General features: G+C 40.9%; 31 protein-coding genes. 30 read left to right on the forward strand and 1 reads right to left on the reverse strand.

Annotated elements, in window-relative coordinates; all coding sequences use genetic code 11:
* Positions 1-36: 36 nt before the first annotated feature.
* The 26 genes from M5121_RS13615 (at position 37) to M5121_RS13740 (ending at position 15,982) form a co-directional block, all read left to right on the forward strand.
* A complete protein-coding gene (locus M5121_RS13615) occupies positions 37-261 on the forward strand; it encodes a hypothetical protein (protein WP_151800719.1) in 225 nt (74 codons plus the stop codon).
* Positions 261-674 carry a DUF1064 domain-containing protein gene (locus M5121_RS13620; protein WP_249571457.1) on the forward strand — a complete coding sequence of 138 codons (414 nt, stop codon included), beginning with the start codon at positions 261-263 and terminating at the stop codon, positions 672-674. The genes M5121_RS13615 and M5121_RS13620 overlap by 1 nt, the downstream gene beginning before the upstream one ends.
* 4 nt (positions 675-678) lie before the next feature.
* Positions 679-1,092 (forward strand): antiterminator Q family protein, encoded by a 414-nt coding sequence (locus M5121_RS13625; protein ID WP_249571458.1) that lies wholly within the window; start codon positions 679-681, stop codon positions 1,090-1,092.
* Between the two features lie 259 nt (positions 1,093-1,351).
* On the forward strand, positions 1,352-2,140 hold the full coding sequence (locus M5121_RS13630; protein ID WP_249571459.1) for a BRO-N domain-containing protein: 789 nt from the start codon (positions 1,352-1,354) through the stop codon (positions 2,138-2,140).
* 132 nt (positions 2,141-2,272) lie between these two features.
* Positions 2,273-2,626, forward strand: a complete 354-nt coding sequence (locus tag M5121_RS13635; RefSeq protein WP_039047524.1) for an Acb2/Tad1 domain-containing protein — start codon at positions 2,273-2,275, stop codon at positions 2,624-2,626.
* A 105-nt stretch (positions 2,627-2,731) separates the two neighbouring features.
* Positions 2,732-2,914, forward strand: coding sequence for an ABC transporter ATP-binding protein (locus M5121_RS13640; RefSeq protein WP_249571460.1), 183 nt, complete (start codon positions 2,732-2,734; stop codon positions 2,912-2,914).
* Positions 2,911-3,558 carry a putative metallopeptidase gene (locus tag M5121_RS13645; RefSeq protein ID WP_249571461.1) on the forward strand — a complete coding sequence of 216 codons (648 nt, stop codon included), beginning with the start codon at positions 2,911-2,913 and terminating at the stop codon, positions 3,556-3,558. The genes M5121_RS13640 and M5121_RS13645 overlap by 4 nt, the downstream gene beginning before the upstream one ends.
* A gap of 49 nt (positions 3,559-3,607) precedes the next feature.
* Positions 3,608-4,075, forward strand: coding sequence for a DUF2280 domain-containing protein (locus M5121_RS13650; RefSeq protein WP_249571485.1), 468 nt, complete (start codon positions 3,608-3,610; stop codon positions 4,073-4,075).
* On the forward strand, positions 4,065-5,471 hold the full coding sequence (gene terL / locus M5121_RS13655; protein WP_249571462.1) for a phage terminase large subunit: 1,407 nt from the start codon (positions 4,065-4,067) through the stop codon (positions 5,469-5,471). The genes M5121_RS13650 and terL overlap by 11 nt, the downstream gene beginning before the upstream one ends.
* 13 nt (positions 5,472-5,484) lie before the next feature.
* Positions 5,485-6,942 (forward strand): phage portal protein family protein, encoded by a 1,458-nt coding sequence (locus tag M5121_RS13660; protein ID WP_249571463.1) that lies wholly within the window; start codon positions 5,485-5,487, stop codon positions 6,940-6,942.
* Positions 6,942-8,147, forward strand: a complete 1,206-nt coding sequence (locus tag M5121_RS13665) for a phage head morphogenesis protein (protein ID WP_249571464.1) — start codon at positions 6,942-6,944, stop codon at positions 8,145-8,147. The genes M5121_RS13660 and M5121_RS13665 overlap by 1 nt, the downstream gene beginning before the upstream one ends.
* A 55-nt stretch (positions 8,148-8,202) precedes the next feature.
* Complete coding sequence (locus M5121_RS13670) at positions 8,203-9,168, forward strand: hypothetical protein (protein ID WP_249571465.1); 966 nt, start codon at positions 8,203-8,205, stop codon at positions 9,166-9,168.
* An 11-nt stretch (positions 9,169-9,179) separates the two neighbouring features.
* Entirely contained in the window at positions 9,180-9,563 is a 384-nt protein-coding gene (locus tag M5121_RS13675; RefSeq protein ID WP_249571466.1) for a hypothetical protein, read from the forward strand.
* A gap of 3 nt (positions 9,564-9,566) precedes the next feature.
* Complete coding sequence (locus tag M5121_RS13680; protein WP_249571467.1) at positions 9,567-10,640, forward strand: major capsid protein; 1,074 nt, start codon at positions 9,567-9,569, stop codon at positions 10,638-10,640.
* Between the two features lie 10 nt (positions 10,641-10,650).
* Entirely contained in the window at positions 10,651-10,992 is a 342-nt protein-coding gene (locus M5121_RS13685; RefSeq protein WP_249571468.1) for a peptide chain release factor 1, read from the forward strand.
* 8 nt (positions 10,993-11,000) lie between these two features.
* Entirely contained in the window at positions 11,001-11,438 is a 438-nt protein-coding gene (locus M5121_RS13690; protein WP_249571469.1) for a gp436 family protein, read from the forward strand.
* 8 nt (positions 11,439-11,446) lie between these two features.
* Complete coding sequence (locus tag M5121_RS13695; protein ID WP_249571470.1) at positions 11,447-11,923, forward strand: phage virion morphogenesis protein; 477 nt, start codon at positions 11,447-11,449, stop codon at positions 11,921-11,923.
* Positions 11,916-12,347 (forward strand): phage tail terminator protein, encoded by a 432-nt coding sequence (locus M5121_RS13700; protein ID WP_249571471.1) that lies wholly within the window; start codon positions 11,916-11,918, stop codon positions 12,345-12,347. Before M5121_RS13695 ends, M5121_RS13700 begins: the two co-directional genes overlap by 8 nt.
* A 1-nt stretch (position 12,348) precedes the next feature.
* Positions 12,349-12,561, forward strand: coding sequence for a hypothetical protein (locus M5121_RS13705; RefSeq protein WP_249571472.1), 213 nt, complete (start codon positions 12,349-12,351; stop codon positions 12,559-12,561).
* Complete coding sequence (locus M5121_RS13710) at positions 12,551-13,309, forward strand: phage tail tube protein (protein WP_249571473.1); 759 nt, start codon at positions 12,551-12,553, stop codon at positions 13,307-13,309. Before M5121_RS13705 ends, M5121_RS13710 begins: the two co-directional genes overlap by 11 nt.
* Before the next feature lie 67 nt (positions 13,310-13,376).
* A complete protein-coding gene (locus M5121_RS13715; protein ID WP_249571474.1) occupies positions 13,377-13,922 on the forward strand; it encodes a hypothetical protein in 546 nt (181 codons plus the stop codon).
* An 80-nt stretch (positions 13,923-14,002) separates the two neighbouring features.
* On the forward strand, positions 14,003-14,185 hold the full coding sequence (locus tag M5121_RS13720; protein WP_249571475.1) for a type II toxin-antitoxin system HicA family toxin: 183 nt from the start codon (positions 14,003-14,005) through the stop codon (positions 14,183-14,185).
* A 64-nt stretch (positions 14,186-14,249) separates the two neighbouring features.
* Positions 14,250-14,654 carry a type II toxin-antitoxin system HicB family antitoxin gene (locus M5121_RS13725; RefSeq protein ID WP_249571476.1) on the forward strand — a complete coding sequence of 135 codons (405 nt, stop codon included), beginning with the start codon at positions 14,250-14,252 and terminating at the stop codon, positions 14,652-14,654.
* An 88-nt stretch (positions 14,655-14,742) separates the two neighbouring features.
* The gene (locus M5121_RS13730; RefSeq protein WP_249571477.1) at positions 14,743-15,027 is read left to right on the forward strand and encodes a hypothetical protein; all 285 of its coding nucleotides are present in this window, start codon (positions 14,743-14,745) and stop codon (positions 15,025-15,027) included.
* Positions 15,028-15,037: 10 nt separating this feature from the next.
* Positions 15,038-15,421, forward strand: coding sequence for a Pmp3 family protein (locus tag M5121_RS13735; protein ID WP_249571478.1), 384 nt, complete (start codon positions 15,038-15,040; stop codon positions 15,419-15,421).
* 3 nt (positions 15,422-15,424) lie between these two features.
* Positions 15,425-15,982 carry a hypothetical protein gene (locus M5121_RS13740; protein ID WP_249571479.1) on the forward strand — a complete coding sequence of 186 codons (558 nt, stop codon included), beginning with the start codon at positions 15,425-15,427 and terminating at the stop codon, positions 15,980-15,982.
* A 10-nt stretch (positions 15,983-15,992) separates the two neighbouring features.
* On the opposite strand, the gene M5121_RS13745 is transcribed toward M5121_RS13740, so the two are convergent.
* Positions 15,993-16,286 carry an Arc family DNA-binding protein gene (locus tag M5121_RS13745; protein WP_249571480.1) on the reverse strand — a complete coding sequence of 98 codons (294 nt, stop codon included), beginning with the start codon at positions 16,284-16,286 and terminating at the stop codon, positions 15,993-15,995.
* Positions 16,287-16,398: 112 nt separating this feature from the next.
* Between M5121_RS13745 and M5121_RS13750 the strand changes: the two genes are divergently transcribed.
* The 4 genes from M5121_RS13750 to M5121_RS13765 form a co-directional block, all read left to right on the forward strand.
* Entirely contained in the window at positions 16,399-16,560 is a 162-nt protein-coding gene (locus tag M5121_RS13750; RefSeq protein ID WP_249571481.1) for a toxin-antitoxin system HicB family antitoxin, read from the forward strand.
* Positions 16,561-16,635: 75 nt separating this feature from the next.
* On the forward strand, positions 16,636-17,529 hold the full coding sequence (locus tag M5121_RS13755) for a phage antirepressor N-terminal domain-containing protein (protein WP_249571482.1): 894 nt from the start codon (positions 16,636-16,638) through the stop codon (positions 17,527-17,529).
* A 319-nt stretch (positions 17,530-17,848) separates the two neighbouring features.
* Positions 17,849-18,367 (forward strand): antA/AntB antirepressor family protein, encoded by a 519-nt coding sequence (locus M5121_RS13760; RefSeq protein WP_249571483.1) that lies wholly within the window; start codon positions 17,849-17,851, stop codon positions 18,365-18,367.
* Between the two features lie 71 nt (positions 18,368-18,438).
* The coding region (locus tag M5121_RS13765; protein ID WP_249571484.1) for a tape measure protein at positions 18,439-21,868 on the forward strand (3,430 nt) is incomplete at its 3' end.

Genomic DNA, 21,868 nt, shown 5'->3' on the forward strand with positions numbered 1-21,868 from the left:
CTTACGAGTTAGAGCAAGCGCTTAAGGGTGGTTTAGATGAGTGACTACATGAACATGACACTTGAGCAGCTTCAGCAAGAACACGCTGAGTTGCTTCTATTTAATGATGAGTTGGATCGTAATTGCAAGGCTCACAAGGCAAAGGCTAATAAATATCAAACGAAATGCTGGCACATACAAACTCTTTTGATGAATCCAGTTGATAAAGACATGACATTGAAAGCAATCAAGACTGTGATTGAAAGGGTTGGTGAATTTTAATGACATCAATAAGCGTCGATCAGTACCGCCGTGAAATCTTGAAGCAGTCTGAAAAACATAAGGCGGCTAAACGCAATAAGTTTAATGCTCAGAAAGTTGAAATGGACGGGATGACTTTTGACAGCAAGAAAGAACACAAGCGGTACATCGAGCTTAAAGCGATGCAGCAAAGGGGCGAGATCTTCGGTTTAGAGCATCACACTAAATTTGAACTTGCGCCAAAAACTAAGTTAGAGGGAGAGAAAAGGGCAAAGCCAGCACTACGTTATTTTGCTGATTTCACTTACTACATCATTACTGGTGAATACATTGTCGAAGATGTGAAGTCGGAAGCGACGAGAAAGAAAGACAGTTATCGAAACAAAAAGCACTTAATGAAAACGGTTCTAAATATTGATGTGAGAGAGGTTTGATTAAATGAATGCAGCAGCAAAGCAAAAAATGGACTGGTCTAAACGTTCAGCTCATCAGTGGCTTGAGCAATATGGATTGTGGGTGCGCTCTGGTGGCTTTAAGCATTCAGCCAATCCGATAGCGGTAGCAATGGATCAGGCGGATATAACTCGAATCCGCAGTAGCAAGATTTCAACGCCGTGCGAAATTACAGATTTTGAAGCAGTTGAAGTGGGTAAGCTTTTGGCAAAAATGCATAGTGACAGTCGGGAGTATTTAGCGGAACGTGCATGGCTGTTGATTCTTAAATATGAGAATGATTGGTCATACCAGACAATTGCTAATACCCACAAAGTGAGCAAGGCAACAGTGCGTAGAGAAATTGACTTGGGTCTTGCGTATTTGGATGGTGTTATTGAATTAAAAGCAGAGGTTTGACAATGCTTTTAATTCACTGTAATTTAAGTATGCACTCGCAAAATCGGGTGTGTTGGTTTCGCATCCATCAAATTATCAGAGAGCATGTCCGCTCTAGGCGGTTTTTTTACGTCTAGACAACCGTTATGGTGGGATGTGCAGGAGCACTTATGTGCGCCAGTTCTCTGATTCTGGTAATGCGAATCCTGTATATCCTGCCACCTTATTTAAGTCGCATTGGTTTGGTGGTGGAAGTCTCAATTAATCAGAGGTGTTCACTATGAATACAATTTCTAATTTCACTTTCCACAATGAATATAACGTCCGCATCATTGATCTAAATGGTGAGCTTTGGTTTGTCGCTGCTGATGTTGCTAGTGCTCTCGATTATCCATCAGCACCTCAAATGACACGCAATTTAGATGATGATGAAAAGGGTATGCATAATGTGCATACCCTTGGTGGAAGCCAAGAAATGCTTATCATCAACGAATCTGGACTTTACTCAGCAATCCTAAAAAGCCGTAAACCAGAAGCCAAGAAATTCAAGAAATGGGTAACTTCTGAAGTTCTCCCAGCTATCCGCAAAACAGGTAAATACGAAGCACCTAAGCCTATTACCCCACGCAACTACATCAACAATAACGATATGTTAAATATTAAGCGTTTGATCTGGGCGTGTACCCACCACATTGGTCATGGTGAAGCATTTAAGTTCGGTATCTGGTACTCGTTACGCAAAGTTACTGGTGTACCAAGCCCAGCGAAATTTGAAGTTCAACATTTGCCAATTTTGGCACAAGAATTTCAGCGTATCCTCAATGTTGTTGAGCCGTACTTCGAAGCAAGACGTGAATGTGAACTGGCGTTAATCAAACAGGTCATCCGTGAACGTGGCGATCATCAAGTAGTCAGGGCAATACTGGATGAGATGAAAGCATCTGCAACTGATTTTAATGAAACACTGCAAAAGCATTTGCCGATGGTGTTTGATCAGGAATGTTTGAATTTACTCAACCGCAGACCGAATGGTTATGATCACAGTGATTGCAATGAGCGATTGATATAATTCTCACTTGACTGTGTAGCACACTTCGTTTAGATTTGTGATATGGTGGACGGAGTTATAGCGATTTACCAAGAATTAAGCCTGCATTTATATGCGGGCTTTTTTGTTGCCTAGAGAAAAGTGAGAATTAAAATGGAAAACCAACATCGTAAAATCAAAGGTTATCGTGAATTGACTCAAGAAGAAGTTGATTTAATGAATCGCATCAAAGAGAAGGGCGCTGAATTACTTGCACTTCAGGCTGAGCTTGCTGGTCGCTTGGACACAGATGTAGAAGTTAAATTGGCAAATGCACGTCAATCAATTAAAGGGCATGGGTATGAAGGTCGGCCTTACAATGTTTATAACGGCAACACCGATGAATGTCATGAATACCGACGCTTTGAAGAAGCTGAGCCTTTGCGCTGGGCAGCAATTGGTAAAACTGATATTCAAACAGGAATTATGGCTTTAGTTCGGGCGGTAGCGCAGCCAACAAATTGCTAACCCTCTTTAGAATATATTCTTTTGCTGAACGGATTACGGCGCATGAAGCCCTGCCAACATACTAGATATTGGCGGGGCTTTTTTATTTCCTTATTTGGAGATGCTATGAGTCAAAATAATATAGATAACGAGATTCTAACTACTGAACAAGAATTAAAGCATTTAGGTAGCTGCACAACAAAAGGCTTAACAGATGAAGAAATCGCTCAACAAGATGAGCGATTTTTTTTGGCCATTGCAAAATTAAAGTGGTTGAAAGGTCGCCGTGATATACGGGTGAAAAGATGAATAATGAAATTGGTTTTGTAATCCAGCAACGTCCATATCCACCAGAATGGATTTTCGCCTTAGACACACCAAACTTTGCACCAGCACCTGAATTATGGCGATGGATCAAGTCTATATTTCTTAATCCTGAACATAAGCTATTTAACCCTGATCATGCACATTTAGGAGCTTTCCACTATCCGCAGATCGCCGTCATGTGGGCAAAAGGTGGATTTAAAAAACAAGGTCGCTTTGTCGTTGGCCAAGCTGAAAAGATTATGATCAATGCTGGTGGCTGGAAGAAAGAACGACAGGAAGAACAGTTTTATCAATGGTTCAATGATTTGCCTGAGTACTTAATCACGATTGATGCCACTTATGCCCAGCAAGCCAATGATGTTGATTTCTGTGCTTTGATCGAACATGAGCTTTATCATATTGCCCACAAGAAAGATGAATGGGGCATGCCATCCTATAACCGAGAAACGGGTAAGCCCAAGTTGACGATACAAGGTCATGATGTTGAAGAGTTCACGGGCGTTATTCGCCGTTATGGAGCAAATCAGGAAGTTCAAGAAATGGTTAATGCTGCAAATCAACGTCCGACGGTAGCAAAAGCTGATGTTTATCATGCTTGCGGAACTTGTTATTTAAGAGTGGTTTAGAAATTTTTTTTGCCATTCTTCTTAGATGTACTTAGATGGAATGGTGGAAATGGCACGTATTACCAAAAAGGTGAAACTGTTCATCGTTAGGATGCTTGCTGAGTTTGAAACACCAACCCAAACATCCCGTTCAGTTAAAGAAGTTTTTAGTATTGATGTGACCCCACAACAATGTGAGGCCTACGATCCAACAAAAAGAATTGGTCAAGACTTAAGTCAGGAGTTGCGGGATAAATTCTTTGAATATCGCCGTATAGCAAACCAAGAACTTGAAGCTATTCCTATTGCCAACATGCGCTATCGACTTCAGCTTCTACAGGGTTTAGTTGATAAATACCCAGACAATCCAGTTTTGATTCCGAAATGGGCCGAGCAAGCAGCTAAAGAAATGGGTGGCTTATACACCAATAGACAAGAGATAACGGGTGCAAACGGCGGGCCTGTAGAAACTGTTCAATCACAGACCACGGTTGAAGATTATCTTAAGGCAAGGGAAAAGGCGTTAGATGAGTATTGAGGATGATCGCAAGTTAGCAATACAGATCGAAGCACAGCAAGATCTCTATTTCTTTTCGCGATATATGTTCAAAGAACGCCGTAAGTATAAATGGCGGCATAACTGGCATCACAGGGTAGTTTGTGATGCATTAATGAAAGTCTTTAACGGCGAAATTAAACGCCTGATAATTAATATCCCACCCAGATACTCAAAAACAGAACTTGCTGTGATTAATTTTATGGCTTGGTGTTTTGGGAAAGTGCCTGATAGTGAATTTATTCATATCAGCTACTCAGCCACATTGGCGGCCAACAATGCTTTTCAGACTCGTAACTTAGTGCAAGAACAGTCTTTTAAATCCGTTTTTCCTGATTTTGAGTTACGTGATGACAGCAAGGCTAAGGATGATTGGCGCACCAAAGCAGGTGGAGTTTGTTATGCTCAAGGTACTGGTGGAACGATTACTGGTTTCGGTGCAGGTAAGATTCGTGAAAGTTTCGGTGGTGCAATTATTATTGATGACCCACACAAAGCCAGTGAAGCCAAGTCTAAAACCATACGTGAGGGTGTTATTGAATGGTTTCAAAACACACTTGAATCGCGTACCAATTCCCCAGAAACCCCGATTATTGTCATCATGCAGAGATTACATGAAGAAGATCTAGCAGGGTGGCTATTAGACGGCGGCAATGGTGAGGAATGGGAACATATCTGCTTATCAGCTATTCAGCCAGACGGCACAGCATTATGGCCAGAAAAGCACACTATTGAGCGTTTGCGTATCATGGAAGAAACATCGCCGTATGTTTTCTCAGGACAGTATCTACAACGACCATCACCGCCAGCAGGCGGTTTTTTTAAGCCTGATAAAATTGAGATTGTTGATGCTTTACCTACAGATCTGATTAAAGAATGTCGTGCTTGGGATTTAGCCGCTACGGAGAATGAGGGTGACTACACTGTAGGCCCTAAACTGGCGAAAGCCAAAGACAACACGATTTATATCACTGATATGGTGCGTGGACGCTGGGGGCCCGATGGAGTTGAGAACACGATCATTCAAACAGCTCAACTAGATGGCAAGGGGGTATTCATCCGATTACCACAAGACCCTGGTCAAGCTGGTAAATCACAAGCGAAAAACTTTGTTGGCAAATTATCAGGATTCAAAGTTAAGGCTGAGCCAGTCTCAGGCGATAAGATCACCAGAGCGCAACCATTTGCCGCTCAGGTCAATGTGGGCAATGTGAAAATGCTTCGGGGTGACTGGAACAAAGCACTGATTGAAGAATTACGAAATTTCCCGAATGCAAAACATGATGATCAGGTGGATGGGTGCAGTGATGCATTCAATGATCTCAATGAATCAAGACAATCTAAAAAGCCTGCAACAGCAGGAAGTCGAACATTTTAACTAAGGTATCAACATGGCAAAGTCTAAAATCAAGGACAAAGCGCCTAAAAAGGCTTTGTCCAATGGGCATTTATATTCTCAAGAAGCGGTCAGTCAATTTTACAAAGCAAGTAAGCAGCTTGATTTAGATGAGACTTTGCGCAAAGCAGGGATACAACGCCATCGCTTAGCAATTCTTCTTGATGATGATGAAATATCGCAAGCCGTTGAAACACGGGCAGATGCATTACTTGCAACTCCATTTCGATTTGAGCCAAGTGATACACCAGAAGCCATTTTATTAATGCAAGAAATAAAGGAATGGTTTGCTGAAATTGCAACGGCTTCAATTAACGCTTTGCTATTTGGCTATTCAGTTCAAGAGTTGGTTTACAACCAAGATGGTGATTACATCGGTATTCAATGGGTCGGTGAAAAGCCAATGGAGTGGTTCGAGCCTAAAAACGATGGTCGTTTAATCTATCGACCAGAGGGCACGGGTCAAGAATACGAAGTCGATCAAGTCTTTAAATTCTTTATGACACGGCGTAAATCAACTTATAAGCAGCCTTACGGTAAAGCATTACTGACAGTTGTGTATTGGTTAGATTTCTTTCGTAAAAATGGCTTTAAGTTTTGGGCGAAGTTTTTAGAACGATTCGGCACACCTATACTTTTAGGAAAATGCAAAGATTCAGACCCATCTGAAATGAATCAAGCACTGTTAAATGCTCATGCTCAAAGTGTTATTTCGATTGACGCTGAAGATGATGTACAAATTTTATCAGCACCATCATCAGGCAATGCTGGTGGGTCATTTGAGACCTTTAACAATACGATCATTCGTCAAATTCAAAAGGTAATTTTAGGGCAAACCCTCACAAGTGGAACTGATGGCACAGGGAGTCGTGCACTGGGTGAAGTCCATGATAATGTGCGCAAAGATAAATTGAATGCGGATATTCGATTAGTTACCCCCACATTTCAGGCTATTGTTGATGCATTGTGTGCCTTAAATGGTTGGGGTAAGCATGAAATTATCTTGGGTGAGAAGTCTAAGCAGCTCAATAAAGATCAGGCTGAGCGTGACGTAAAGCTTAAAGATGCAGGTGCGGTATTTACCACACAATATTTTATCCGAGAGTATGGATTGCAAGAAGGAGACTTAGCCGAGAATCTGCCAAGTCAAACACCGCAACCGCAATTTAAAGTGTTGCCTAAGCGTCCATTTAGTTTTGCTGCTTCAGTTAAGAAATTCTCACCAGATCAGCAAGAAATTGAAGAGCTTACGGATGAGCAAGCATCAATACAATTGCTGAGCCAAGCGGAAGTAAACGAGCTGGTTCAAAAGAGCGACTCACCGCAGGGATTGGCTTTTAATTTGATGCAATTAATGCCTGGTGCGAGTGAATCTACTTTTATGGCTAATTTGGATCAGGCTTTATATGCGGCGGATGTTTATGGGTATGTATCGGCTAAAGGAGGGAAGTGATGCAACCACTTTCATTTCTCGAAGCGATTCAATTTGCTGTAAGCCGTAAAATCGTATTGCCCGATGAGTTTTATAAACTTGATTTAAATACAAGACAGATGGCCACAACGGTGAGCTTTCTTTCTGGTATTGAGCAAATCGAGACGGTCATTAAGTCTGTGAATCAGGTTCTTATTGATGGTGGCACGTTCAATGACTTTAAAAAATTGGTTGAGGAAAATGAAATCATTTTGAGTGAGCCTTATCTCAAGAATGTTTTTAGAACCAATATTCAGACGGCGTATGGCCACGGACGGTGGCAACAGCAGCAACGAAATAAGGCTAAACGTCCTTATTTAATGTATGTCGCGATTAATGATAGCCGTGTTAGACCATCACATTTGGCATTGAACCGCATTATTCGACACATAGATGATCCATTTTGGTTGAAATACTATGCGCCGTGGGATTTTATGTGTCGATGTACGATCATCGCTCTAACTGAAGAACAAGCGCTTAAATACGGGATTACAGCGGATGAGGATCTACCCGTTATTGCAGATAATAACGGATGGTCCACCAGTCCGCTTACCTTTGGTGAAATGCAATCGGTCGTAGATACCAAGATCGCCAATTCAATTTTGGATAAAGAGTATTTGCTTAGTCTCAAGCAAAATGTCATGGCTGAATGGAAAGCGAGTCAAAAGCTATCAAGCCTGTTATCACCAATGGATGATAAAAGCCGAGATCTATTTCAGACGATAGCCAATACTGTTATTCCACTAGATCCAACGATCAGACCAAGTGCAGTTAAAACTTTCTTGGATTATGTTCAGGGCAATGATGCTGCTTTAAGTTCCTATTTGAAAAACAAGCCAATCAGTTTGGCTGAAGAAGTGTTGCATCGTTGGGTTAAAGAGGATATGGCACAAATTAAAGCTGTGGCCAATAACGTTTCAACGGCGGTCATTGGGTCTGCAACATTGAATCAGGTCGCAGCTTTACAAGTTGGACAAACATTAAAGCTTGACTCGCCGTTATTGGTGGCGGGTCAAGGTTCTGATGTAGTGATTCAAATCGAAAATGCAAAAGGTTTGGGGATTGATTTAAACAAACTTAATGCAGGTCAAGGCGTTTTATTTGAGATTGGGCTTTCATTTGAAGTTGTCTCTATTGAAACAAATCGAGGGCAATTAATTTATACATTAAGAGCCTTAGTCAATTAATTCATTCAACACAAAAGCCGTCCTAATTGGGCGGTTTTTTTATGGAGAAACAAAAGTGGCAGGAGATAAACAATCGCAAGACCCGCCAAGCTCAGCGTTCCAGTTTAAAACACAGCCGTTCGATATTGCTAAGCAAGCAGAAGAAGGCAAGAAGCGCACGTTTACGGGTGTTGCGTATAGCGGAGAAGTGATCCAAGGGCATTACTACTGGGGTGATGTGGTATTTGATCTGGACACTATGCAGATTAAAACGCCATTAGGCGCTTTGATTGATCACGATACGGGGAAACGTGCTGGGGTTGTTCGAAGTTTTACAAAAGACAATCAAGGTGGGTTGCAGGTTGTTGGCGATTTGCTCTCAAACAAGTATGGCCAAGAAGTCACGCAGGACAGTGATGAGGGTTATCCATGGCAGATGTCAGTTTATATCGATCCGGGTTCAATTGAAGAAGTAGAGCGCGGTGAAGTTGTTGTTAATGGCAAAACTTTAAAAGCACCTATCACGATTTTTCGTAACGGCGTTATTCGTGAGGTTTCATTTTGTGCGCTTGGTGCTGATGACAATACATCAGCAGTAGCAGCAAGTCACACACCTAGACAATTTAACAAGCAAGAGGACACAGACGTGACCGAATTAGAACAACTGAAAGCTGATAATCAAAAGCTTACAACCGAGCGTGACAATGCTCTAAATGAGTTGAAGCAGTTCAAGGCAACAAAGCGGACAGATGATATTACAGCACTGGAAACTGAATTAAAGGTCCAATTCAGCGCTGAGGATAAAACAGCTTATACCAATATGGACGATGCGACATTTAGCTTTGCCGCTAAACAGTTGCGTCAATTCTCAAGCAAGACACCTGAACAGCAACCAGCACCACAACCCACACCTACACAGCCTAATCCAGCATTAGCGCATCTATTTACACATCAGGCAAATGGTGGACAGGGCGGTGCAGGTCAGCCTCAGGGTTCCGCACTCGACCAGGCATTTCACCAGTTTGCCGCAGCACAAAAATAAGGGAACTCATCATGGGAAGCACAATTACACAAACAATTGAAAGCCGCCAACTCATCGTTGGTGATGGTGTACGCACTGAAAATGCCAAGCCAACAACCGCAACGGCTTATAAACGTGGGGATCTGATCGCAGTTAGCGCAGCGAATGTTGCTACACATCCTGCTGTAACAAGCGGTGTGGTGGGCGACTGGCATGCCATTGTGGTTGAGGACATGACAGCGGAGCAATCCACCTATCACGCTGCCAATGGCCTTGAAATGCCAATCTATGTGCAGGGGCCTTTTGATGTTGCCGTGGTAACGGTCAACGGCACCAAACTGACCACCAACCAAGTGGATGCGGTTCGTGCACAGGGGCTAAAGAATAAAATCGAATTACGCAAAGTCGTGGGGTAAATCATGAGCACTAGTTTTACATTTCAAAATGCACCAGTTGAGTTATTGGATATTCCTCAGTTGGTATTATTAACAGACACCACGAAAAAGGTGGATACTTGGTTGATGGATCGTTTCTTTCCACAACGGGTTTCTTACTCTAAAAAAGAAGTTCCTGTGGGTGAATTGAATACAGCCACACCACTTGCGCCGTTTGTAAGTCCGAATGTTGCAGGTCGCCAAATCAATATTGCTGAATCAGGAAAAGTGGGTTTTGTTAAGCCAGCTTACTTAAAGCCAATGGTGACTATTGTACCAAGTGATGTCCAAGATTCTGCACTGGTCTCACAGTTACGCCGCTATGGCATTGTTGCAACAGGATCAAACCGTTTAAGTGATGCAGAATTATTGCTGATTGATCAGGCACAAAAGGCGATTTATCTACGTCAGTCGATTGAAAATCGAAAGCTGCTGATTGCCCGTGATGTGCTGCTGTATGGCAAAACTACATTTGCATCGGCAGACTTTCCATCCTATACCGTTGACTACAACCGTGACGCCGCATGTAACTTTGCGCCGCTGGTAAAGTGGAACCTTGCCAATGCCACGCCTGTTCAGGACATGCAAAGCATGATCAACATTTCGGTTGAATACGCTGGTGTGGCACCTAACCTGGCGTTGACGTCATCAAAGGTTTTCAATGCCTTGATCCAGAATGATGAGTTTAAGGAAAAGTTCATTAAGCCGTATGCAAGCATCAGTGTTCCAATCACACCGACATTTGATGACCCAGCTAAACCGCAGTTCCGTGGCACAGTGGATAATGTCCAGATCTGGACCTATGACGGCACCCACAACATGAACGGATCGGTTGAGCGTTTCATCCCTGAAGATTTCTTCGGGATGATTTCTGATGCTAATGGCTGGATGGCGCACTGTGCGATTCAAAATATTGATGCCTTTGGTCAAGCCCTAGAGTTTTTCCTCACCCAGTGGCAGGAAAAGAATCCTTCAAGTATTCAAATGTTGGCTGAGTCCTCACCACTTGCCGTGCCAAACAATAAAAACGGTTTGGTTGGTGGTCGTGGCTTTGTTTAAGGAGAACTAAATGCCAAAGTACATTGCAAAACAATCCATTGGTCATTTTAGACCAGGTGAAGAAATCGAAGGGCTTGAAGTTGTTGATCTTCAAGCCCTTTTAGCATCTGGGGCAATTGAGGAATACACGGAGCCTAAACAGGAGCAGTCCGATGGTTCCAATGGGCAGTTACAGCAACTTGCTGCCGAAATTGCTGATCTGAAAGCGAACAATCAGCTACTTTCAGATGACAAGGTGAAAGCAGATGCCGAAATTGCTGATCTGAAAGCGCAGGTTGCTGAATTAGATAAGCAACTCAAAGCAGCTACAGCGAAGAAACCTGCAACCAAAACGGCAGATGATGCCAAGTAAGGTGTCTTATGTATGCGACTAGAGCTGATCTTGAAAAAAGGTTTGGTGCAGATGAAATAGCAAACCTTGAAGCCATGCAGACTGTACAAGGAGCGCTTGAAGAAGCGCTTCAGGATGCCACAGAGGAAATAGATAGCTATGTCGCTGTGGCCTATTCATTACCGTTGCCTGAAATTCCAAGCACCCTAAAACGAGTGGCATGTAATATCACTCGTTACCGTTTGTATTACCAACAGCCGACTGAAGAAGTGGACAATCGCTATAAAGCTGAAATTGCATATCTAAAAGATATTGTAAAAGGCTTGGCGACTTTACCGATTCAGAATGAGCAAAATGAAGTCATTGAAGAAAAGCCAAAGCGTAACCCTAAATCTATTCCCATAGGTACGAGTTACACAGGTGGCGTTTTTAGTGATGAGCAGTTGAATAAAATGCCGAGCGTGTAGGAGGTTGTATGCCAGTTGCTATATCAGTAACAGCGGATGGCGAATCACCAATCATGGCGTTGTTAGAGCATCTTGTTGGTTATGACAAGAAAGCCATGTTTGATGAGATCGGTGCTTATGGTGTTAGCTCTTCAGAACAGCGATTTTTAAATCAATCTGACTTAGATGGTAATCCTTGGAAGCAGTCATGGAGAGCAAAGCTACAAGGTGGTGAGACAGGTAGAGATACGGGGCAGCTACTGTCAGGGCTGCATCATAATGTGTTGGCCAACGGCGTAGAGTGGGGATCGGATAAAGAATATTCGATCCCTTTTCATTTTGGGGCGCATATCGTTCCAAAAACGGCGCAGTACCTAGTCTTTAATGTCGGTGGTAACTGGCGCAAGGTCAAAGAAGTCACTAACCCACCGCGATCATTCTTAGGCATTAATAATGAAGATGATGAGTCGATTCTCAACATCATTGGGAGGCACTTAAGTGGCTAATTTTTTCGCTGTACGTGCTGAAATTGTTGAAAAGCTCAAAGAAATTACAGAGTTTAAGCAGATTTATACACCAATGAACTCTGTTTCTGTGACGGAAATGTCTCAGGTTGTGCCATCTGCACACGTTAATTTTGTACGAGTACGCAAGATTGATGATGCAGGCAAAGGAAAAAGCAATTTACTGGGGCTTCAATGGGCTGTGACGGTGGCTTGTCGCAATGCGAAAGCTCAGTTGAATGACATTACAGCTTTAGCGGATGAGGCAGGTGAGTTGCTTAATAAGGTTATTCAACTGCTTTCAGGGTGGGAACCAGATAACTCAATTGATCCTTTGCAAATCGTTGATGTGAAAGATGGTTATGGACCTGCATTTGTCTATTACACCGTGATATTTGAATCAACAAAAATTATAGGAGCTGCTTAACATGGCAGATAAACAATATAAAGCCCTGCAACCTGTGGGGCGGTTCAATAAAGATGGCTTTGTTGTAGGTCTCAGTGAGAAACAAATCGCTGATCTACTTGAGGCAAAAGTCATTGTTGAAGTAGCAGAAGAAACACAGGCTGAAACTGAAACGCCGTTAGTTGAAGTGAAAGCACCAGTTAAACAAAAAGAGGTCAAAGCGGATGTCAAATAAGTACATTATTTTGCGGGGCAAGTTCTATCTATCAAGAATTGCTAACGGTGTAGCAGGTGCAATGCGTCATATCGGCAATGTTCCCGAATTTGAGATTGCCATCGGTGTAGATGTGATTGAGCACCAAGAAAGTATGACCATTCACAACACAACCGACTTGGTTTTGTATGATGCGGTCAAAGTTACGTTTTCTGGAAAGCTTGAAGATATTAACGCTGAAAATCTGGCTTATATTTTATCGGCTGATAATCATAAGATTGTGTCAACTACTCACACGGATCAGAATCTTGGTACTGTGATTGCAGGTGATGAAATCAAATTACGTGGTTATAACTTATCTGCGGTTACGGTTAAGGATTCAACATCTGGCACACCTGTTACCGTTGCTAACGATAAGATTAAGCTTGATGCGAAATTTGGAACCATCACCATTACCGATGTAACAGGTTTAACCATGCCTTTAAAGATCACGTACACAACGGGTGATGTGACCAATACAACTTTTGCATCGGATCTGGGTGCTGAATACGCCTTGTTCTTTAAAGGAACGAATAAAGCAACGGGTGAACACATGGCGTTAAACCTGTGGCGTACAACCAAGTCACCTGAAGCAACTTTCCCACTAATTCACGGCAATGAATTTGGTCAATATGACATTCAAGGCACGGCGTTATCTGTGATTGAAAACGAAGCAGATCCAACGCTAGGTTACTTTGGTCATCTCGTTACGATTCCGACAGCAGCTTAAACAACACAATACAGGCACAGGGGCGCATCAGCGTCTTTTTTCGTGCCTGTATTTTAGGATTTTTTCTATGAATGACTTTTTTCTTTTAAACAATGAATCATTGCCCCATGTATTCATTGATCAGAATATTGAGATTAAGCAGATCCAAGTAAAGAACTTAAATCGCTTTGGACAGTTTGCAGAACCAATTAAAAAGCTAGAAAGTTATTCAATAGAAACAATCACACCGTTAATTGATACGGATTTGATTCAAATCATGGGTGTGTTTTCGTTAGCAACCACACTCGATGCTGATTATTTTACAAAGCAATTAGAGAATACATCAGCTATTGCAGATCTGGTTTTAAATATCATTCAGGTGAATGAGGATTTCTTTAAGAAAGAACCTAAGGGCGAAAACAGCAAGGATTCCAGCTGGTTTAATGCGATTTCATATCTTATTAAGCATGGCCATAGTGAAAAAGAAGTTTTAAATATGTCCTACGGCGCATTTTTAAAATATATAAAAGAAGCCCAAGCCATCGAAAGACAACAAATCAAATCCTATGCAATTGCAACAAGAGTGGCTAATCATGCGAAGCAGCAGGCTTGGGAAAAATATTTAAAACAATAAGTATAAAAATAACTCTATGGTTATTGTATTTATATAACTCTAGGGTTATAATGTATTCATCAAGTTAATTAGGGGACAATGTGAAAAGTCTGGATTTAATCAAGATGATTGAGGCAGACGGTTGGTATGAGGTAAGAGTTAAAGGAAGTCACCATCACTTTAAACATCCTACCAAAGAGGGGCTAGTAACAGTACCTCACCCGAAAAAGGATTTACCAATCGGAACTGTTAATAACATCTTGAAGCAAGCGGGTCTAAACTGACCCGCTGCACTCAGACTCATATAGTCCTATTTCGTTGTACGGTTTTGTACATGAGGTGAATGCAATGTTATATCCAATTGCAGTAGAAAAAGGTTCAGAAACGGAAGCTTACGGCGTAACAGTTCCAGATATTAAAGGCTGTTTCTCAGCAGGTGATACTTTTGAGGAAGCCTTAAATAATGTTAAAGAGGCAATTGCAGGACATTTAGAAATCTTAGCAGAAGATGGTAACGATATACCGTTAGCATCTGAAGCAAGTAAATATCTAAATGATGATGACTATAAGGGCTTCATTTGGGCTGTTGTAGATGTTGATGTAAGTCGATATTTGGGCAAAGCTGAAAAAGTAAATGTGACTTTGCCTAGCCGTCTAATTCGTATGATTGATGATCAGGTGGGTAAAGATAAGCAGTATAAATCGAGATCTGCTTTTCTAGCCGCTGGTGCAGAGCGATTGCTACACGCTTAAAATAAGAACCTCCTACGGGAGGTTTTTTATTGCCACAGTTTCCGCCGTTTGTTACATTGTGTGGGATTAATAACTATTGGTTTACATAATGAAGAAGTTTGCATTATTAGGGGTATTTTTAATAATTTTTTCTAGCAATATTTATGCTGATGAAACACGTTCTATTAGAACATCGACTGAAACAATTTTAATAGGTGATTCAGAACAAGACTTGCTTGATAAATTAGGGAAGCCGAGACCGAAATTCTTTGTTTATGGTGAAGGAAGATATTCGTGTGCTGCAACTGAATATAAATATGATATTGATTTGCAGACTTATACTGTTTGGGTGTGTAATGGGAAAGTTTTTAAAATAGACGTGAAGAATAAATGAGAATAAAAATATGGCTGGTCAAGTTGTTGAATGTCAGGTCTGTAGAACAGTTAGTAAATCAGAACTAAAAGGAAGCACTTTAATATCATTTGTATTGTTTTGGTTTTTTGCAATTATACCAGGAATTATATATATGATTTGGCGTAGAGGAGGTATTGGCATTTGTGCAAACTGTAAAAGCTCAGCTGTCATACCTTATGTAAGAAAGCCCGAATCATTAACACAAAAATCAGGAAGTAAAATAGTAGCTCAAGACGCATATGCCTACCATGCAGGTAATAAGGTTCAAGCTGATGAAAATGGTGTAGAGCAAAAAAACTGCCCAGATTGTAGAGAGCTTATTCGCCATGATGCTAGGAAGTGTAAGCATTGCGGAAGTATGGTGGAGCAATAGGTTGTGAAAAATATCTATATTATTCTTGGCATTGTAGTTCTGGTAATGATCGGTGTGGTTTGGAAATCTAATAGTGATCGAAAGGCTAGAGAAGAAGCTTTAGCTCAACAAACACAACAACATAATCAAAAAATGGCACAGCTAGAAGCAGAAAATCAAGCAAGATTAGCGCAAGAGGCTAAGGATAAAGCCCAAAAAGAGCAAGCTCGTATTGAGAGCAACAAACAAGCAAAGATTGAACAGGCGAATTTTGATAAAGATCATCAAGTTGTTAGTAATCAAGCTACTGTTGAGAAGAAAGCTGAAGATGATAAGCCTGATAAGATTAAAGAAATTGAGAATAAGGTTAAAGAGTTAGCTTTTGATCCTGATTCAGCTAAGTTCCGAAATCAAAAGGGCAATTGCGGTGAAGTGAATGCAAAAAATAGGTTCGGTGGATATACAGGATTCAAGATGTATATCTATGACGATAAAACAGATATGGTGACAATAGAGGATTTAGATAAATTTTATGATCATGGGATGATGAAAATCTTATGGGATGCGAGATGCCCAAATTAGAAAAAGCACCTTACGGTGCTTTTTTATTTTTTAATTCATTGACGGTGCTTTCCATAAGCTCTCTCGAAGCTCCTTGGCTTTTTAGGGCTGTGAATATTTTTTTAGTAAAAGCCTCAAGTAGATCATTGACTGCGTCATCATTAAGATAATTACCCTGCTTAACCCTAAAACTCTCTTCTAGGCGAGCAACGATTTCCGCATTCATTGAGCGGTTATTTTCTTTTGCAGTGGTTGCAATTTTCTCTCTGAACTCAGCGGTTACGCGAACCTTAAGAGTAACAATATTGTTTTGATCTTCACTCATAAAACAGGCATCAAAAATAAAATGAATAATAACCCCATTATGGGTATTGACCAATAACCCCAAAATGGGTACTATTCTTTTTGTACCCAGTATGGGGACTAAGGAGAAGCAAATGAAAGAGAAGCCAAAAAACTCAACCGATGTGCGATTTCGTTTAACAAATGAATTGCATGAGCCATTAAAAGATATGGCAAAAAAAGAGCAGCGTTCAATGAATTATTTGATGAATAAAGCAGTTGAACTTTTAATTAAACAAGAGAGTGCGAAAGCATGAAATCAACAGACAACAAAAAAGCCCTAAACTTTGGACGGTCGGGCTTAATTGATTGTCAACTTAAAGGAAATTAATATGACTTCAATGAGTCTACAACAAATCACAGTACCTTTCCACAATAACGAGCTTATTGTGGTTGATTTTAATAATCAGCCATATACACCAATGCGCCCGATAGTTGAAGGAATGGGTTTGGCTTGGCAAGCACAATATGACAAGCTAAAACAACGGTTTAATTCAGTCATCATGGAAATCATGACAACTGGTAAGGATGGGAAATCGTACAATATGATTTGCTTGCCTTTAAAAAAATTGTTTGGCTGGCTTATGACTATTAGCCCAAACAAAGTAAAACCTGAAATCCGAGATTCAGTCATCATGTATCAAAACGAATGTGATGATGTTTTGTGGGATTACTGGACGAAAGGACAGGCGACCAATCCTAGATCAATTAACAAAACCCATAAATCTGAACGTGAGCCTCTTACCAACGCTGTAAATTTATTGGTTGCTAAAACAAAGCATCTAAACTACAGCGATGCGTACAAGTTGGTTCATCAGCGATTTAATGTTCAGCATATTGATGAGATTGCATTTGATGCTATTCCTATTGCGGTTGAATATGTTCACCATCTAATTGCTTTGTATAGTAGTGCAGGTAAGCAAGGTTCATTGTTTGATAAAGATATGTATGAGCTTATTCGAGAATTTACAGAATCTGTATTAAGTCAAAACTTTATGATGCAAGATGTTTGGAAAGCTCTCATGCTAATCAACAAAGGCGACATGATGTATTATTCAAATTATATTCTTGACTCAAATAAACTTGCACGAAAGGTAAGTATTGAATTGGATTTCAAAACAAGGAAAGGTGTGCCATTGGTAAGCCCAGATTTGAAACAGATCAATTTTCATAGTGGGACTATTTTTGGGGTTAATCCAAAATGGTTTAATGCTCCAGCTTGGTAAGTTGAGTTAACTCTTATACAGCCGACCTTATGGTCGGTTTTTTAATGCCCGACATCCTGTTGACACCATAACCCCTGTAGGTCTTTAAAAACCTATTGACAAGATTTACTATTTTTCAAAGCGAAGCCGACCTTAACAAAGTCGGCTTTTTTAATGCCTGAAAAAGTTATGGAACAAAAAAATTTGATGTTTTTTAGATGATTCACAATTTCGTTTTACCACTGGCTAGGCTGATCCCCGAAAGGAAGATGGTCATTTTCGACTGTTCATACTTCTTCTTGCCAGTGTTTTTCTTTAATGAACAGTCGGAGTTCATATTATGAATATGCCAATGCAGTTTTCTAATGTAAATTTTGGAGATGAAAGTCAATTGGGTGTAAATGCTCGTGATGTTCATCGTGGTCTTGAGAGTAAAAAGAAATTCACGGACTGGATAAAAGCTCGTATTGCAAAATATGGCTTTATTGAGGGTGTAGACTACTTGATTCACCAAGTGGTGAATCAAGTCCCGCATCAAGGTGGATTTCGTGCAGTAACGACTTTAGAGTATGTTGTATCTATTGATATGGCAAAAGAATTATCAATGGTTGAATGTACGGAGGTCGGACGTAAGGTTCGTTTGTATTTCATCGAACATGAAAAGCAATCTCGCAACATGAATCAAAGTTTACAGATTGAAATCGGTAGATTTATGCAACAAGTTGAACAGTTCAAAAATTCGCTTTCGGAAGCAGGTCGTTTTTTGTGTGTTGGTGGCAAGCAAATTACGCCCAAAATGTTAAATGAACTAGATGGTATGGTTCAAAAAGCACAGCACACATTGCCATTTGAAGAATAATCTAAAAATGAATATTAATAATCCCTAAGGGTTTCGTCCAAAACGAAACCCTTTTTTATTGTGAGAATAAAATGTCTAAAGAACTAGTTTTTAAAGTTGTTCTTGAAGGTGATACCAAAGATTATGTATCTAATATTCAACAGTCGGAAGCCACTACTAAAGCCGTATTTGATGCAATCAAACAAGAGGCTGATAAGTTACGCCAAGCATCCGCGGAAACCGCTAGGCAAATCGGTGAAATTGTGCCTGAAAGCACAACTAAAATGGCGAGTGCACTTACTCAAAATTTAAACAATGCTACAACCGCAATTCAAAATGCAGGTATAAATGCAGGTGCAACAGCTAAGAATTTTGCAGAGTTTGGTCGGGTTTCTGAACAGGCGCTTGGGGTACTCAAGTCTGATTTAGATCAAGCAAAACAAAAACTACAAGCACTCTCAACCACCAAAGCAACACCTCAAGATATAGCACGCGCTCAAGCTGAGGTTGACAAATTAGAAAAAGAAGTAATTGAAGCTGATCAGGCATTTAATAAATTTTCGCAGGAAACCAGTAAAGCCAATCAAGAACTAAAACAAACAAGTTCTGTTTCAGATAAAGCTCAAGCAGGCTTTTCAAGTTTAAGGGCTGGTGCGACTTTATTGGTTGGTGCTTTAGCTGCAATTGGTGTTGGTTTAGGCGTAAAGGAACTTGCAGAAGCAGCAGACAGCTATGCCATGCTATCAGCCAAGATTCAGCAATCAACTAAAGATAGCGGAAACTTTGAGCAAGCCATTTCGGGCGTGCATCAAATCGCACTGCAAACAAACTCAACGCTTGATAACACTGGTGCACTGTTCACTCGTTTAAATACAGTTGCTAAAGACATGGGTCAGTCACAGCAATTTGCATTAGACATGACCAGTACAGTCACTAAAGCGATCCAGTTGGGCGGTAGCAGCACGCAAGAAGCAGAAGCAGCAGTACAGCAATTCATTCAAGCTATGCAAGGCGGTGTGCTTCGTGGTGAAGAATTTAACAGCATCATGGAGGGTGGCTATGGGCTGGCAGAAGCACTTGCAAAAGGCTTAGGCGTGACCACTGGTGAACTTCGCAAAATGGCTGAGAATGGAGAACTCAGTGCAGAACGTGTACTTGCAGCATTAGCAAAACAGAAAGCTGGTGTAGATGCTCAATATGCTGAACTACCTTTAACTATTAGCAATGCACTGCAAAAAATTGCAACTAAATGGCAAATCTTAATTGGTGAGATGGATCAAGCCAATGGTGCAAGTGCAACGGTAGCTCAATGGTTATCTACACTAGCAGACAATATGGGCCTTCTAAAACCAATTATTGATGACATAGGTAACGGTTTTGCAAAGTTTGGCGCATATTTATCTGATATTTACGATCAAGGCGCAATTGATTCTCTCAAAACTGCATTAGTTTCAATTTATGACACAATAAAAACGCTATTCAATACGGTCTTAGACGTAGGTCGAGCATTTAATGATGTGTTTGATGATGCTCTTTCAGCAGTATTTAGTTTCACCGATGGCTTGCGTCCAGCAGGCGTAGAAGTAAGCGGACTCCAAAAAGCTTTTGATTCTTTAAATATTGCGATTAATTTGATTGGAGATGGGTTTAAGGCGGTTGGCGTAGTAACTAATCTTTTTGCAGGTACTTTGTATAGACTTGCTGCGGTTTGGTACGAAGTTAAAGCTACATTTACATGGGGTGAAGTTAAGAAAGAAGCCATTGCTAATATGACGGCAATGCAAAATAAATCTGATGAATACTTCACTAAAGGTTTTGATGGTATCAAAAACTATGAATCTCAAACTGTTAAATCAATTGAGAACATGGGTAAAACCGAAGATCAAAAAAATGCAGATCGAATTGCCAATAACGAAAAAACACTTACAGATTTAAAAGCTCAAGAAGCTAAGCATGTTTCTGACTATAAGGCCATTAGTGATGAGCGTATCAAGCTACAACAGCAATTAGTTGATGCAAGAAAATCAGGTGATCAATCAGCGATTGATGCAGCCCTTGCGGGTCTTGCTGAACTTGATAAGAAAGAGAAAGCTTATCAGGCTGAAAGCAAGAAAATCAGTGATGAAAAAATCAAGGCTGCACAGGATTGGGCTGATGCTCAGATTGAAGCGGCAGGCATTAGCTCCAATGCTGTCATCAAGGGTATGCAAGATGGCGGTATTGCCGTTGATGAAAATACTCAAAAAGTTATTGCTAATAAAATTGCAGCTCAAGGTCTAGCAGTTGAGTTTGATAAAACTGGTAAGGCGATTGTTAAAGCGATTGAGCAAGAGGCAGGCGGCGCTGTTGTTAGTCTTGAAACAAAGATGGGGCAAGGGCGTAAAGCTGCCGCTGTGTTCGGAATTGATCTTGATACTGCACTAAATAAAGTATCTGATGGATTTGCAGCAAAGAAATCTTCGCTTGATGATTTTGCTAAAAATCTTGAGTCACTCGGTGCAACAGGTCAACAAGCCGCAGAGTTGACATACGAGGCATGGCAAAAGTGGTTAAGTGAAGCCAAAAGCCCAGCCGAAGTGGATGCAGCGATTGCAAAACTACAAGAGTTGGCTGAACAAGGTAAAATTACGGGCGAGCAGCTAAAGGTAGGTATTGATCTAGCAAAAGCATCAGCGAAAGATTTATCGCCTGAATTAGAAGCTGCACGAGAAGCGGGCAAGGCTTTAGGCATTGATATTGATAAAACTGCAAATATCATGTCGCAAGGCTTTGGTCAGGGTAGCGCAAATCTTGATACTTTAAAGCAAAAGCTTGAAGAGGCAGGAATCACTGGTCAGGAAGCATCAAACACCCTTTATCAAGGTTGGCAAGCGTGGCTAGAAAAAGCGGATAGTCAGGTAGAAATTGATGCTGCGAAAGCGAAATTAAAAGAGTTTGAATCACAAGGCGTATTTTCAACAAGACAAGTTGAAAATGGCATGTTGGCTTTGGATATTCAAACAGGAAAGGTTGGAGAGACAACAGACGAAGTAACGGAAGCATTTAAGCGGCTCGGGATTCAGACAAAAGAGCAACTTGCTTTACAAGCTAAACAAGCATTAATGGATTTTGAAACTGTCAAAAATAGTGGTCAAGCAACACAGGCTGATTTACAAAAGGCTTATCAAAAAACGATTGATGCTGCCTATGCAAGCGGTGATGCTGCACGTATTTCTGCCGCAAATTCAAAAGCAGCGTCACTTGGATTGCAAGTTCAGGTTGATGAAACGGGCAAAGCATCCGTGAAGTCGATGAATGAGCTATCCAATTCTGTTGAAAATGTCGGTCGTACTGCAAGTGGATCAGCAGCGCAAGGATTCCGTGAATTGGGTCGAGTTGCGAGAGCTGAAGCACGAAGCACTGCCGATGAATGGGAGGCAGTTATGGCTAGTGTTGCAAATGATAGAAAAGCATTTGCTGATGAAACCAAAGCACAGGGAGAAGCTCTATCTAAAATGATCTATGAATATGACTCTTATACCA

This window comes from Acinetobacter sp. ANC5681, from assembly GCF_023488045.1.
GTDB lineage: Bacteria > Pseudomonadota > Gammaproteobacteria > Pseudomonadales > Moraxellaceae > Acinetobacter.

Bases quoted from the DNA above. Each gene is read 5' to 3' on its own strand.
- M5121_RS13725 (WP_249571476.1), top strand. From the start codon at position 14,250: ATGTTATATCCAATTGCAGTAGAAAAAGGTTCAGAAACGGAAGCTTAC.
- M5121_RS13695 (WP_249571470.1), top strand. From the start codon at position 11,447: ATGCCAGTTGCTATATCAGTAACAGCGGATGGCGAATCACCAATCATG.
- M5121_RS13615 (WP_151800719.1), top strand. From the start codon at position 37: ATGAGTGACTACATGAACATGACACTTGAGCAGCTTCAGCAAGAACAC.
- M5121_RS13685 (WP_249571468.1), top strand. From the start codon at position 10,651: ATGCCAAAGTACATTGCAAAACAATCCATTGGTCATTTTAGACCAGGT.
- M5121_RS13690 (WP_249571469.1), top strand. From the start codon at position 11,001: ATGTATGCGACTAGAGCTGATCTTGAAAAAAGGTTTGGTGCAGATGAA.
- terL (WP_249571462.1), top strand. From the start codon at position 4,065: ATGAGTATTGAGGATGATCGCAAGTTAGCAATACAGATCGAAGCACAG.
- M5121_RS13650 (WP_249571485.1), top strand. From the start codon at position 3,608: ATGGCACGTATTACCAAAAAGGTGAAACTGTTCATCGTTAGGATGCTT.
- M5121_RS13645 (WP_249571461.1), top strand. From the start codon at position 2,911: ATGAATAATGAAATTGGTTTTGTAATCCAGCAACGTCCATATCCACCA.
- M5121_RS13620 (WP_249571457.1), top strand. From the start codon at position 261: ATGACATCAATAAGCGTCGATCAGTACCGCCGTGAAATCTTGAAGCAG.
- M5121_RS13755 (WP_249571482.1), top strand. From the start codon at position 16,636: ATGACTTCAATGAGTCTACAACAAATCACAGTACCTTTCCACAATAAC.
- M5121_RS13640 (WP_249571460.1), top strand. From the start codon at position 2,732: ATGAGTCAAAATAATATAGATAACGAGATTCTAACTACTGAACAAGAA.
- M5121_RS13745 (WP_249571480.1), bottom strand. From the start codon at position 16,286: ATGAGTGAAGATCAAAACAATATTGTTACTCTTAAGGTTCGCGTAACC.
- M5121_RS13635 (WP_039047524.1), top strand. From the start codon at position 2,273: ATGGAAAACCAACATCGTAAAATCAAAGGTTATCGTGAATTGACTCAA.
- M5121_RS13665 (WP_249571464.1), top strand. From the start codon at position 6,942: ATGCAACCACTTTCATTTCTCGAAGCGATTCAATTTGCTGTAAGCCGT.
- M5121_RS13730 (WP_249571477.1), top strand. From the start codon at position 14,743: ATGAAGAAGTTTGCATTATTAGGGGTATTTTTAATAATTTTTTCTAGC.
- M5121_RS13705 (WP_249571472.1), top strand. From the start codon at position 12,349: ATGGCAGATAAACAATATAAAGCCCTGCAACCTGTGGGGCGGTTCAAT.
- M5121_RS13715 (WP_249571474.1), top strand. From the start codon at position 13,377: ATGAATGACTTTTTTCTTTTAAACAATGAATCATTGCCCCATGTATTC.
- M5121_RS13625 (WP_249571458.1), top strand. From the start codon at position 679: ATGAATGCAGCAGCAAAGCAAAAAATGGACTGGTCTAAACGTTCAGCT.
- M5121_RS13660 (WP_249571463.1), top strand. From the start codon at position 5,485: ATGGCAAAGTCTAAAATCAAGGACAAAGCGCCTAAAAAGGCTTTGTCC.
- M5121_RS13750 (WP_249571481.1), top strand. From the start codon at position 16,399: ATGAAAGAGAAGCCAAAAAACTCAACCGATGTGCGATTTCGTTTAACA.
- M5121_RS13630 (WP_249571459.1), top strand. From the start codon at position 1,352: ATGAATACAATTTCTAATTTCACTTTCCACAATGAATATAACGTCCGC.
- M5121_RS13675 (WP_249571466.1), top strand. From the start codon at position 9,180: ATGGGAAGCACAATTACACAAACAATTGAAAGCCGCCAACTCATCGTT.
- M5121_RS13760 (WP_249571483.1), top strand. From the start codon at position 17,849: ATGAATATGCCAATGCAGTTTTCTAATGTAAATTTTGGAGATGAAAGT.
- M5121_RS13710 (WP_249571473.1), top strand. From the start codon at position 12,551: ATGTCAAATAAGTACATTATTTTGCGGGGCAAGTTCTATCTATCAAGA.
- M5121_RS13680 (WP_249571467.1), top strand. From the start codon at position 9,567: ATGAGCACTAGTTTTACATTTCAAAATGCACCAGTTGAGTTATTGGAT.
- M5121_RS13735 (WP_249571478.1), top strand. From the start codon at position 15,038: ATGGCTGGTCAAGTTGTTGAATGTCAGGTCTGTAGAACAGTTAGTAAA.